This window comes from Ancylomarina sp., assembly GCF_041555295.1.
Taxonomy (GTDB): Bacteria; Bacteroidota; Bacteroidia; order Bacteroidales; family Marinifilaceae; genus Ancylomarina.
On sequence record NZ_JBFFKR010000101.1, the window covers coordinates 1 to 11636 of the forward strand.

Annotated in this window: 15 protein-coding genes; 9 read left to right on the forward strand and 6 right to left on the reverse strand. The window is 34.2% G+C overall.

Going from position 1 to position 11636, the window contains the following annotated elements; all coding sequences use genetic code 11:
* Positions 1-700: SDR family oxidoreductase (locus tag ABY905_RS08915; protein ID WP_372642686.1), on the forward strand; the 700-nt coding region annotated here is incomplete at its 5' end.
* Here ABY905_RS08915 and ABY905_RS08920 read toward each other — a convergent pair.
* From ABY905_RS08920 to ABY905_RS08930, 3 genes are all read right to left on the reverse strand, one after another.
* Complete coding sequence (locus ABY905_RS08920) at positions 697-1098, reverse strand: (deoxy)nucleoside triphosphate pyrophosphohydrolase (protein ID WP_372642688.1); 402 nt, start codon at positions 1096-1098, stop codon at positions 697-699. The genes ABY905_RS08915 and ABY905_RS08920 overlap by 4 nt on opposite strands.
* A gap of 15 nt (positions 1099-1113) precedes the next feature.
* Complete coding sequence (locus ABY905_RS08925) at positions 1114-2283, reverse strand: DUF819 domain-containing protein (protein ID WP_372642690.1); 1170 nt, start codon at positions 2281-2283, stop codon at positions 1114-1116.
* A gap of 107 nt (positions 2284-2390) precedes the next feature.
* On the reverse strand, positions 2391-3470 hold the full coding sequence (locus ABY905_RS08930) for a hypothetical protein (protein WP_372642692.1): 1080 nt from the start codon (positions 3468-3470) through the stop codon (positions 2391-2393).
* A gap of 167 nt (positions 3471-3637) precedes the next feature.
* Between ABY905_RS08930 and ABY905_RS08935 the strand changes: the two genes are divergently transcribed.
* Positions 3638-4150: a hypothetical protein gene (locus ABY905_RS08935; RefSeq protein WP_372642694.1), complete on the forward strand. Its 513-nt coding sequence runs from the start codon at positions 3638-3640 to the stop codon at positions 4148-4150.
* Positions 4138-4842 carry an NRDE family protein gene (locus tag ABY905_RS08940; RefSeq protein ID WP_372642696.1) on the forward strand — a complete coding sequence of 235 codons (705 nt, stop codon included), beginning with the start codon at positions 4138-4140 and terminating at the stop codon, positions 4840-4842. The genes ABY905_RS08935 and ABY905_RS08940 overlap by 13 nt, the downstream gene beginning before the upstream one ends.
* 99 nt (positions 4843-4941) lie before the next feature.
* Here the strand turns inward: ABY905_RS08940 and ABY905_RS08945 are convergent, their stop codons facing one another.
* Together ABY905_RS08945 and ABY905_RS08950 are read right to left on the reverse strand one after the other, a co-directional pair.
* Positions 4942-6600, reverse strand: coding sequence for a phosphoenolpyruvate carboxykinase (ATP) (locus ABY905_RS08945; protein WP_372642698.1), 1659 nt, complete (start codon positions 6598-6600; stop codon positions 4942-4944).
* A gap of 850 nt (positions 6601-7450) precedes the next feature.
* The gene (locus ABY905_RS08950) at positions 7451-7972 is read right to left on the reverse strand and encodes a DUF6155 family protein (RefSeq protein WP_372642701.1); all 522 of its coding nucleotides are present in this window, start codon (positions 7970-7972) and stop codon (positions 7451-7453) included.
* Between the two features lie 105 nt (positions 7973-8077).
* On the opposite strand from ABY905_RS08950, the gene ABY905_RS08955 reads away from it, so the two are divergent.
* From ABY905_RS08955 to ftsY, 6 genes are all read left to right on the forward strand, one after another.
* Complete coding sequence (locus ABY905_RS08955) at positions 8078-8584, forward strand: hypothetical protein (protein ID WP_372642703.1); 507 nt, start codon at positions 8078-8080, stop codon at positions 8582-8584.
* A 187-nt stretch (positions 8585-8771) separates the two neighbouring features.
* A complete protein-coding gene (locus ABY905_RS08960; protein WP_372642705.1) occupies positions 8772-9377 on the forward strand; it encodes a MarC family protein in 606 nt (201 codons plus the stop codon).
* A gap of 253 nt (positions 9378-9630) precedes the next feature.
* Entirely contained in the window at positions 9631-9873 is a 243-nt protein-coding gene (gene rpmB, locus ABY905_RS08965; protein ID WP_125032071.1) for a 50S ribosomal protein L28, read from the forward strand.
* A 12-nt stretch (positions 9874-9885) separates the two neighbouring features.
* Positions 9886-10068, forward strand: coding sequence for a 50S ribosomal protein L33 (gene rpmG, locus ABY905_RS08970; RefSeq protein WP_372642707.1), 183 nt, complete (start codon positions 9886-9888; stop codon positions 10066-10068).
* A 9-nt stretch (positions 10069-10077) separates the two neighbouring features.
* Positions 10078-10230 (forward strand): DUF4295 domain-containing protein, encoded by a 153-nt coding sequence (locus tag ABY905_RS08975; protein ID WP_125032073.1) that lies wholly within the window; start codon positions 10078-10080, stop codon positions 10228-10230.
* A 213-nt stretch (positions 10231-10443) separates the two neighbouring features.
* A complete protein-coding gene (gene ftsY / locus ABY905_RS08980) occupies positions 10444-11394 on the forward strand; it encodes a signal recognition particle-docking protein FtsY (RefSeq protein ID WP_372642710.1) in 951 nt (316 codons plus the stop codon).
* Positions 11395-11452: 58 nt separating this feature from the next.
* On the opposite strand, the gene ABY905_RS08985 is transcribed toward ftsY, so the two are convergent.
* Positions 11453-11636 (reverse strand): hypothetical protein (locus ABY905_RS08985; protein ID WP_372642712.1); only part of this gene is annotated, 184 nt, incomplete at its 5' end.

Consider the following 11636-nt stretch of genomic DNA (forward strand, 5'->3'; position numbering starts at 1 on the left):
AACAGGATCGGCTAAACGAATTGGGAAAGAGTTAGCTCTTCATTTGGCAAAGCAATCGTGGAATTTGGCCCTCCATTATAATACATCAAAAGGGGAGGCTATGGCTTTGAGAGATTACCTTAAAGCCATGTATCCTAAGCAGGTATTTAAAGTTTTTTGTTGCGATCTTTCCGATGAGATTGCCTGTGAATCTTTAATTGCTGAGGTTAATGAGGAATTTGGTCAGATTGATCTCTTGATTAATAATGCTTCTGTTTATAGTCACAGTTCCATAAAAGAAACAAGTATTGAATTGCTTAATGAGCAGATGAGCGTCAACTTTAAAGCGCCTTTTATTTTAATGCGCGATTATGCGAATATCTGTAAAAGAGGAGTCATTGTAAACTTTCTTGATACGCGAATAAGCAAATATGCGTCTGACTATGCTGCTTATAGTCTATCTAAAGTTGCCTTATCTCATCTGACTCAAATGGGCGCTTTGGAATTTGGACCTGATATTAGAGTAAATGGTATCGCTCCGGGGTCTACTATCGCTCCAGCTAATGCCGATGAAAATTATCTTGAAGACAGGGCCGTTTTAACACCAATGAAAGTACCTGGAGGCATGCAACCCATTTTAAAATCGCTGGATTATATTCTGGATAATAGTTTTCTCACTGGCCAAATTTTGTATTGCGATGGGGGAGAGCAGTTAACTTAATTGGAGTTTTCAATTAATCTGTTGACAATTGGCAAATCGGCTTCTGCCCAATCAAGATTGAGTATCGTATCACAAGTAAGCCATTTGATATCCTTGTGAACTAGAAGCTGAAAACGACCTTGAGTAGAGTCGATAAAGTAAGCTTTAAGATTTACAATTTTATCGCCATAGTCGTGGGTATTCTCACATAGAAACTTGCCACAAGTAGCTTGAATATTGAATTCTTCAAATAACTCTCTCTCTAAGCAGGCTTCTGGGCTTTCTCCATGCTCTATTTTTCCACCTGGAAATTCCCATTTACCACCCTGTTCGCTTGAATCTTTTCTTTGCGCACACAGAAAGCGATTATCCTTTCGGATAATCGCAGCTGTTACTTCAATTCTTTTTTTTGAATTCATATTTTAAAGTATGCTCTAGCTTAGAAATACGGCTATAGATACACCAATAAATGTTCCGATAATATAGCCTAAAATACCGACTAGAATTCCAGGTGTTATTAGTTTCTTTTGTCCCATAGAGGCAGCCATAGGTGCTGCGACAGAAGGTCCCATAATATTTGCGGCAGAAGAAATAACCACTTCGTAAACATCGAGCTTGAATAGCTTTGCCAGTGCTAACAAGAAAACGAAATGGAATAGCATAATAGTAAGGTAGAATCCTAGAATTGCAGGACCGATTTCGAAAATCTGATGAACATTAGTTGCAGCTCCAATTACCGCTAAGAAAATATACATCATCCATATACCAACTGAAAAAGCTGTATTTTCTAATGCTTTTAGGCGTTTAGGAAAAAGGTTGGCAGCCAATACTGCAAATAGCGTAATAAGTAGAATGCTTAAGTTTATTTCGGTCTGAATCAATCTCTCTAAATACGGAGCTATGAAAGTACCTGCACCGGCTATAAATGCAGCAATAAAAACTGAAACAGCAATGCGTTCCATGGTGATTGGGTAGTCTTCTTTTTTATCTTGATCAGTATTTTCAATTTCATTTTCTTTCTTAGGCTTTACAAAGAATCGAGCCAAAAACATTAGCGATGGTGTTAGAAAAAGAAATAGCGTATACAGATTCGAAACCAAATTATCTACAGCGATAGTGGCTGTAAACATTGGATTGGTGCTGAAATTTAAACTCTCAGCAGCTGCAATAAAATTAACGCTACCTCCAATAAGAGTTGCAGCAATTACACCAGCTGTGTTTCCTTCATCAGGGCCTAAATCAATCAAAGAAAAAGCTAGAAAACAACCGAGTACAATTCCTATCGCTCCAATAATATAGGCCAGTAGTAGCTTACCACTTTCCTTTACGATTTTTAGCAAATTAGAGCTAAACAAAAGCATTGGAATTGAGATAGGAATAAAATAGGTGAAGACCATATCGTAAACCTCAACCTTTACATTAGGATTTGAAGCAACAGGGAGAACGCCCAGCATGGCTAATATAGACATGGATATCATTGTAACAAGAATTCCCGATAGTTTTCCAAACCACTTTTTGTGTTCGGAATAGATGCCAAAAGCAGCGGCACCAGCTACAATAAAGAAGAGTATAAAATGACTGTCGGGAGAAATAAATGAATCCATAAAGTGTGTTTAAAAATTGAGCTGCAATTTAGCAATTTTGAGTTCTAAAAAGCTAGGAATTGTAGGGTTTTGTAAAATAGAGATCTAATTGAACCAATAAGAATAACTTAACGTAGACTGAGATTCTTGTCGAAATTGATAGATCGCTTCTTTTTACCAAAAAGGTGATGTAATAATCCTCTTATCAAGTAGAAAAAAGGCATGGGTTTAATCCCTAAAGCCATATTTGCTCTACTAATTTTATAGACCAAATCCATGTGTTTAACGACCTCGCTATAAGCTTTGAATAACGAATAGTCAGGATCGTAAATGTGAGCAGGTTCTGAATTTGTTCCATTTATTTCTAAGATCTTGATATTTCGGCCTTCATACAAATCATTAATACTATTGACCTTTATATCAAAACGGCCATAATAGAATCCGTTTAGAGGTTTCGATATTTCTCTAAAGACTTCAACCAATTTGTTGTTAATAAGATGCGTTCCATCTAAAAACTTGGTGCCTCTACTATGGTTTCCTATGGGTTCTACTTTAAAGGTGATGCCCTCAGGAATGATAATATTCCATTTGTTAGGATATTTTTTCTTAAAATACTTTAAACGCGATTTTGCTCTGAACTTAGTAGATAATAACTTTCCAAAACTATCACGCCCATTTCCCGTTATGCTTAAGAATTCTTTCATAACCACGGAGCTAATTCCATCTTGCGTACAGTTTGGAAAGCGATGATAAAACACTCCTAATTCTATTGGATGAGAAACAAATTCTTGAATAATAAGATCTTCATTGATAACCCTTAAATAGTTTTCCAGATCCGTATCATTATCGATTTTTTCAACACCGCGGCCCCGCTCTCCGATATTAGGTTTTGCAATTATAGGAAACGAAATCTCATTTTCATTCATGAGTTTAATAATATCACCTTTAGATTTTTCTTCCGCAACGAAAAAATCTTTGGTATGATATTCTGAAGACAGTAAGTTGAGTAATTTAGTTTTATCTGTTCCGTAGGCACCACCAAATGCCATTTCGGGATTAGCAGCGGTAAAATAGCCAAATGATCTGCTCTTTATGGCTAAAACAAAACCATATGAAAACACAGGAGCATAGAATAACCATGATGGCCAAAACTCAAAGTTGAACCATTTGATTATAAATCGAGGATAATATCTTTTATTTCGGGGCATAGTTTAGATTTAGGTATCCAAATATATAAGAAATATTAGTCCATCAGGAAGGTCAAGATAAAAAAGATCTGAAAATCTTAAATAAAGAACTAAGTAAAATTCATCATTAAAGAATTATATAATACGACTAGTTTTTGATACCTTGTTTTTGAAAAAACAACAACTCTATGCAAATCATAAACGCTTCTAAGGAAATATGTAAGCAGCTATTTCATCTGTGTGATAGTTTAGATAATGAGGAATATGCCCATTGTTCGTCTCTTTTATTGGGAAGTTCGATAGGTAAACATATGCGACATATTATTGAATTCTATGATTTATTAAGAGAAGGTTCAGAGATTGGAGAAGTTAATTATGATATTCGTATTCGTAATGTTCAGATCGAGATTGAATTGGAAACTGCAATGAATAGATTAGACTCAATTTTGTCTTGGTTAGACGAATTATCAGTGAATAAAAATATGAGTGTGTATTTCCGATTTAATCTGGAGAATGATGAAGTGAAGCAGGTTCGATCTAATTTAATGCGCGAATTGGCTTATAATTTGGAACATGCAATTCATCATATGGCTCTAATTCGTATTGCTCTTGATCAACAATTCCCTCATGTAAATATTGATCCAAATTTTGGATTAGCTTACTCTACTATCCGTTATAATAAAGACCAATGTGCACGTTAAGTTATATTCCAATTTCTGATCAGGATTTCATTTTTACAACCAATAGAGATGAAGATCCTAATCGTGTTGCTTTTAGTCCACAGAAATATCGGCACGATGGTATTGAATTATTTTATCCTAAAGATTCAAAAGCTAAAGGAAGTTGGGTAATAAGTAATTGTACTGATACAAGTTTATGTTTGCTCAATGGCGCTTTTGACAAGCATCAACGTCAACCTAATTATAGGCAGAGTAGAGGGCTAATTCTTATTGATTTTTTTAAATTTTCTGACCTTAATGACTTTCTCGAGAATTATAAGTTTGAAGGGATAGAAGCATTTACTTTGGTTGTTGTCCAAAACAAGTCTGGAATTCAAATAACAGAGCTCATTTGGGATGAGAAAAAATTGCGAGTGAAAGAGCTATCAAGACATGAAGCTCATTTTTGGTCATCAACAACTTTATATACAAAGGAAATGAAGTTGGAACGTGAGAAATGGTTTAAGGATTGGTTGAATAATGAAACACATTTAGATGAAAATACTATTCTAAAGTTCCATAAAACGGGAGGAGTTGGTAATTTGGAGTATGGTTTATTAATGAATAGACGTAATCTTGTAAGGACTGTTAGTATGACCCAGATAATTGGAAATGAGAAGGGACATTTAATGAAATATTTCAATTTGTTAGACGAAGAGGTTTGTAATACATGATAAGAAATCTAAACAGCATAAGTTAAAACTGAAAAATGGCTATCAATATAAATTGATAGCCATTTTTATGATTGATTTCTGACTTAATCAGAAATGTTTTTATTTACCAGGACATTGAGCAATAATATTAGCATCGATGTCTTGCTTGCTATAAGCCTTGTCGTAATTTGCAGAGAATTTCAGTGCTAAGTTTTCGGCAGTTGTCTTATAAGCTTTTTTGTCTTCCCATGTATTGATAGGAATTAACATCTCAGTAGGAACGTTAGGGCAAGTTGTAGGAATATTCACGTGGAATAATTCATCTTTAACATACTCAACATTGTCAAGTTCGCCATTAAGGGCCGCATCAACCATAGCTCTTGTATACTTTAACTTGATACGAGATCCAGTTCCGTATGAGCCACCGCTCCAACCCGTATTAATTAGGAATACATTGGTGTTGTGTTCGTCCATTTTATCACCAAGCATATCTGCATAGATGTTTGGATTACAAGGCATAAATGGTTGTCCAAAGAAACGTGAGAAAGTCGCCTGAGGTTCAGTTACTCCGGTTTCAGTACCTGCTAATTTTGATGTGTATCCCATCAAGAACCAAAGCATGGCCTGTTCTTTAGTTAATTTTGATACTGGAGGTAATACACCATAAGCATCAGCTGTTAAAAACAGAATAGTTTTAGGGTGACCAGCAGTTGACTCAGGTTTAATATTACTTAAGAACTCAAGAGGGTATGATGCACGCGAGTTAGGTGTATATCTGGTATCGAAGAAATCGATACTTCCATTAGGATACATCATTGCATTTTCGATAATAGCACCATGTTTTTTATAATCTGCATTATGCATAACTGCATCCCAAATTTCCGGCTCGTTTTTACGCTCCATGTCGATCATCTTCGCATAACAACCATTTTCAAAATTGAAAATACCCTTATCACTCCATCCATGCTCGTCGTCACCTAGAAGTGCACGATTAGGATCAGCAGAAAGTGTTGTTTTACCAGTACCTGAAAGGCCTAATAAAAGAGCAGAATCTTTTCCTTTTCCTTCGTTTGCAGAGCAATGTAATGGTAACACACCATTGAAAGGAAGTAGGTAGTTCATTACAGTAAACATCAATTTTTTCATGCTACCCTGATATTGAGAACCGTATACGATACCAATTCTTCTATCAACATCAACAACAACACAAAGTCCCGATGTTTCACCATTAGGCAAGTCACGCACTAGACCTTTGTAACGATCCTTGTCGAGCTCGTCGTTAGGCAGTGCAATTAATTGGAATTCTTGATCAGCAAAAATTGAATTCTGAATATCTTCTGGTACAGGTCGGAACATATTGTCAATGAAAACCTGATTTAGAGCTTTGTCAGAAGTTGTTTTAACTGGAAGAGCATATTTTGCATCAGCACCAATTACTCGAGTGGTAGTGAAAATAGTTTCTTTACTCTGAATTGTTTTTAAAGCATCTTCATAGATGAGCGCAAACGTTTGCGGACTTAGGCCGATATTATTAGGTGATGTCCAGTCGATATTTGATTCACTTTCCGGATTTCTAACAATATATGTGTCCTTAGGGCTACGACCTGTTGAATTTGATGGTGTCCAAGTTGCAAGAGCTCCATTTGGTGTTACTAAGGCGTCCTTATTTTCAACAGCCTTTGTAATTAAATCTTCTCTTGAAAGATTTTCTCTAACATCTGGATGTTCGTCTAAAACTTTTTTTAGTTCTTCAATCATGCTAATTTGTATTGTACTCATCATATTTTTTTTAGGTTTGGAATCCCAAAACTATGCTGAGATATTTAACTATCCTAATATGTATATCTATTTTTTATATTTATTTTTTATTTAATCTCAATGATATTTAGTAGGTTTAACGTGGGGTAGAAGTTATACATCTCCCTGATATGTCAGCTTTTCCCTTGTTTTCTATTTTACAATCTCCTCTTACGTCTTTATTATCAATTGTTTCATACTGTATTGTCTTTTAATATCTATCTATTAGAGAAAAAAAGTGTTAATCATATTCTACGCAAACGATTTCGATAAATTAACGATTTTAATGAAAATTGAGATGGTTTTTTAAAACTCAAGAAAAAAAAACATCTACATATTCAGAGTGTTTTCTATCCTCAGGTTTGAATACATAATTTACATAAAAGGAAGGAGTAATCCAAAAGATGAATAAAGCTTGATCTGATTGGGATTATTATGGAATGGTTTTTATTTTTTGAAGAAGTGTGTTTTAAAAAATAGGTGAGTAGAGGACTTAAAAACTTAAGACAAAAAATTGCCCATGTCTTAGGGGGGACATGGGCAAATACTTCTAAAGGATATTAATTAACCTACTAACCAAGCTTTCGCTTGCAATCATTTAGTTTGCAAATCCTATTTTTTAAACAGAATTTCCGAACTAAAGTTAGAAATATATTTGATTTATAAGCATGATATAGATGATTATTTTCTAGTTTATAATCATTTCATTAACAAGGTGCGAATTTATTCGGTTGTTTTTATCAGGAAATATACTTGGTTCGTCGAGTATTGATGCTAGTTAATCGATTGATGTTTGACTGTAAATATGTGAATGTGTGAATATGTTATTAGTTTATTGTATATCTCTCTTTAAGCCTAATAATCTTTCGAATGCTTCTCTGTTAAACCAATTTTGATTTGAACTTTCATCCACAATTTTCTCAATACGAGTTGAGTATTCCTTCGAGAGACCATTTTCTGAAATATAGTTTATAGCTTCATCAAATGATTTTAATATGCTTTTGCAAAAGGCGTCTTGAATGTTTTCCTTCTCAGAGGAATAGGTTAGTGCAATTTCAATATTAAATAGCATGATGTCGGCAATTAAAGATGGATCAACACCCAAACGCTTAAAATGACGTATAAAGTTTTGTGCGACTGAGCGTCTACATTTAGCTTTTCTTTTTGTACGTGGAAAATATTCTTTTGAGATTTTAAATTTACATTCTTCAATAAGTTTATTCTCTTTTGGATTAAAAGCAAAGTCATAATATTCTTTCACTTCTTTAAAACGGGTGTAAAGTTCTATAATTTGATCTTGCAGTTGTTTTTTATTAAGATCATTCACATATAGTTTTAAATCGCGTTTGCTCATAGTAATTTTGTTTTAGACAATTGCTATTTATTTACACATGGCAATTGTTTATCAGTCGCCCAAAAATAAGTATTATTGTGATAGTAATATTAAGATGTAAAATTGATGGATCAAGAAAGTGTCTCACGTTTGGAGATTTTAGGGAATATATTGGAGTTTTATAAAGTTCAGCCAGGAATGAATAAAGATGGAAAACTTGAGAAAGTAGAGGAGTATCTATTGCTAATGCATGCCTTATATAGCGAATCTTCTAAAGAATTAGATGAGCTAGATATAAATGATATAGATTTCCTTGAAAATCTCTTTGATACTTTTAATGGTTATTTGAATGCTGTCGGTGAGGAGATGGATAAGATTTTTGACGAGAACATTATTGATTTGACTTTAATCCCAATTTTCGGTTTTTCAATTGTTCTACCTATTCATAGTATTGAGATGATAAAGGCATGGAACAAAACTGAACAAGACTACTGGCGAATAGAATATGAACTATCAAAACTTGAGGAGTTAGTTGAGTCTGATCTGTTCTTTGAACATTTTTCATACCTCATAAAGAAGTTGATGTTAAAGATTAATGCAAAACTTGTAGTGGCCATAGAAGATCTTATTTAATGAATTGTATTAATTGATACGTTATATTCTTAACGTATTTTGAATAATCTGTGTTATATTTGCGGACTTTTAAAATTGAATTGATCTTTTTAACATGTGAGTGTTTAATAAAATGCAAGTCAATTTGTATTGATTGTTTTAAATATATGTTTCATCCTGATACTTATTGGGACTTAAAAATAAGAATATGCATTTTAGTTTTATTGAGATTGTTTCTGCTTTTATGGTATTGTTTGCTGTAATCGATATTATTGGATCTATTCCAATTCTTGTTGACTTAAAGAAGAAGGGTGGTGAAATAAAAGCTTTAAAAGCAAGTTTGGTTGCACTTGCCGTATTAATAGGATTCACATTTTTAGGGGAGAAGCTTTTGGGTCTTTTTGGTGTTGATATTTCAAGTTTTGCTATTGCGGGTTCATTTATTCTATTTATAATGGGTGTGGAGATGGCTTTGGGAATAGATATCATTAAATACGATGGCCCATCAGGTGTTTCTATCGTACCAATTGCATTTCCTTTGGTTGCAGGAGCAGGATCCTTTACATCCGTAGTGGCATTACGTGCTGAATATGCTCTTGAGAACATCATAATAGCGCTAGTTTTGAATTTATTCATCGTTTATTTGGTACTAAGATCGACTTCAATTGTTGAACGATTTTTAGGAGAAGGAGGGATACATGTTCTTCGAAAAGTGTTCGGAATCATCTTGTTGGCAATCTCTGTTAAACTCTTCATGACTAACGTTGCTGTGTCAATAAAGACTTTAATCCCGATGATTAAGGATGTCTTGTAGAAAATAAGCATGAAATATTTTCGATTTCCGGCGTGTAAATAGGTATTTATGCTAACTTTGCCCCTTCAAATAATTTGAAGAAAAGCTGTGTGCTACTTTATTATTGGGCTTTCTTGATGCTACATGTCAGTCAGAAAATAAAAATTGCGATTTCACTGTAAAAAACTTACAAATAGATTTGAATAATTCGAAAATTATTGCGTATTTTGCGCACTGTTTGAAAAGCATTTAAGGAAAAAAAATAATCTGGACTATGTCAAGAGTTTGTCAAATTACTGGAAAGAGCGTAATGGTGGGAAATAACGTTTCTCACTCAAAAAGAAGAACTAAGAGAAGATTTTATCCAAATCTATTCGATAAGAAGTTCTATCTTCCTGAGGAAGATCGCTGGATTGAATTAAGAATTTCTGCTGCCGGAGTACGTCTAATTAATAAATTAGGTGTTCAAGGTGCTTTGAAAAAAGCTCAAGAAAAAGGATTTATTAAAAAATATTAAAAGGCATATAAAATGGCTAAAAAAGGTAATAGAGTACAAGTGATTCTTGAGTGTACTGAGCATAAAACTAGTGGAATGCCTGGAACTTCAAGATACATTACTACTAAGAACAAAAAGAATACTCCTGATCGTATGGAGTTGAAGAAGTATAATAGAATTTTGAAAAAAGTTACTCTTCACAGAGAAATTAAATAATATTAAGTTATGGCTAAGAAAGTAGTAGCATCCCTACAAAAAGGTGAAGGTCGTGGTTACGCTAAAGTAATCAAGATGGTGAAATCGCCTAAAACTGGAGCATATTCTTTTAAAGAAGAAATCGTTCCTAACGCTAATGTTAAAGATTTCTTTGCTAAATAGTAAAGAGTTTCTATATCGTTTTAAAGCTCCTCAATTTGAGGAGCTTTTTTTATGCCTTCTAATTTGGTAAATATTATGCTTGGGAGAGGGATGTATTTGGCTTGATTTATATTGAATGGGTTAAAAGTATTGAACGGCCAAATAAAAGAATAATTATAAATAGATGGCAGGGGATTTTTTTGTAATTTAGCCGGCTAAACTGTATTATATACTATGGGATTATTTGGCATTTTTTCAAAATCAAAAAAAGAAAATCTAGATAAAGGGCTTGCAAAGACTAAGGATAGCGTATTTAAAAAGCTGTCCAGAGCTGTAGCAGGTAAATCGAAAGTTGATGAAGACATATTAGATGAATTGGAAGAGATTTTAATTTCATCAGACGTTGGGGTTGATACAACGGTTCGAATTATTGAAAGAATTGAAAAACGCGTTGAAGAAGATAAATTTCTTGGAACATCAGAGTTAAACCGAATTCTTAAAGAGGAGATTTCTGCTTTGTTGCAAGAGAATAATAAGGGAGAATACGATGCTTGGGAATTACCTAAATCAGATTATCCTTATGTGATAATGGTTGTTGGGGTAAATGGTGTTGGTAAAACGACAACCATCGGTAAACTTGCTCATCAATTTAAACAATCAGGACGCAAGGTTATGTTGGGTGCAGCCGATACGTTTCGTGCCGCCGCGGTTCAACAATTGCATATTTGGGCCGATCGGGTTCAGGTGCCAATTGTAGATCAAGGTATGGGTGCTGATCCTGCTTCTGTAGCATTCGAGACATTAACTAAGGCTAAGCAAGATGGTATTGACGTGGTGATTATTGATACGGCCGGGCGTTTGCATAACAAGGTCAACTTAATGAATGAGTTGAGTAAGATTAAACGTGTAATGGATCGTGTGATTCCTGATGCACCTCATGAAATACTTTTGGTTTTGGATGGTTCTACCGGACAGAATGCCTTTGAGCAAGCAAAGCAATTCACTTTAGCAACAGAAGTTAACGCTTTAGCCATTACTAAACTTGATGGTACTGCTAAAGGTGGCGTGGTTATTGGAGTTTCCGATCAGTTTAAGATTCCTGTAAAGTATATTGGAATAGGAGAGGCGATGACCGACCTACAGGTTTTCAACCGAGATGAATTTGTCGATTCGCTTTTTAATTAAGCAAACGAAGATATAAAGGAAAGACTCTTACCGTGGTAAGGGTCTTTTTTTTATCCCTTTAGAGAGGACTAATATTGAATGGGATTTGAAAAAAGAACACTTTTGTCTGAAATTCCTTCTCGTTACTCAAATAAGCAAACTGTATATCGTATAAAAGGAGGTAAAGCCCTTTTTTTATCTTATTTTTGTCGGCTGAAATAGAGCTGAGCGATTTACAATTAGTCTCGTCTCTTTTTCTCAAA

Excerpts from the sequence above, each read along its gene's own strand:
- ABY905_RS08920 (WP_372642688.1), bottom strand. The coding sequence starts at position 1,098 with ATGAATTCAAAAAAAAGAATTGAAGTAACAGCTGCGATTATCCGAAAG.
- ABY905_RS08925 (WP_372642690.1), bottom strand. The coding sequence starts at position 2,283 with ATGGATTCATTTATTTCTCCCGACAGTCATTTTATACTCTTCTTTATT.
- ABY905_RS08930 (WP_372642692.1), bottom strand. The coding sequence starts at position 3,470 with ATGCCCCGAAATAAAAGATATTATCCTCGATTTATAATCAAATGGTTC.
- ABY905_RS08935 (WP_372642694.1), top strand. The coding sequence starts at position 3,638 with ATGCAAATCATAAACGCTTCTAAGGAAATATGTAAGCAGCTATTTCAT.
- ABY905_RS08940 (WP_372642696.1), top strand. The coding sequence starts at position 4,138 with ATGTGCACGTTAAGTTATATTCCAATTTCTGATCAGGATTTCATTTTT.
- ABY905_RS08945 (WP_372642698.1), bottom strand. The coding sequence starts at position 6,600 with ATGAGTACAATACAAATTAGCATGATTGAAGAACTAAAAAAAGTTTTA.
- ABY905_RS08950 (WP_372642701.1), bottom strand. The coding sequence starts at position 7,972 with ATGAGCAAACGCGATTTAAAACTATATGTGAATGATCTTAATAAAAAA.
- ABY905_RS08955 (WP_372642703.1), top strand. The coding sequence starts at position 8,078 with ATGGATCAAGAAAGTGTCTCACGTTTGGAGATTTTAGGGAATATATTG.
- ABY905_RS08960 (WP_372642705.1), top strand. The coding sequence starts at position 8,772 with ATGCATTTTAGTTTTATTGAGATTGTTTCTGCTTTTATGGTATTGTTT.
- rpmB (WP_125032071.1), top strand. The coding sequence starts at position 9,631 with ATGTCAAGAGTTTGTCAAATTACTGGAAAGAGCGTAATGGTGGGAAAT.
- rpmG (WP_372642707.1), top strand. The coding sequence starts at position 9,886 with ATGGCTAAAAAAGGTAATAGAGTACAAGTGATTCTTGAGTGTACTGAG.
- ABY905_RS08975 (WP_125032073.1), top strand. The coding sequence starts at position 10,078 with ATGGCTAAGAAAGTAGTAGCATCCCTACAAAAAGGTGAAGGTCGTGGT.
- ftsY (WP_372642710.1), top strand. The coding sequence starts at position 10,444 with ATGGGATTATTTGGCATTTTTTCAAAATCAAAAAAAGAAAATCTAGAT.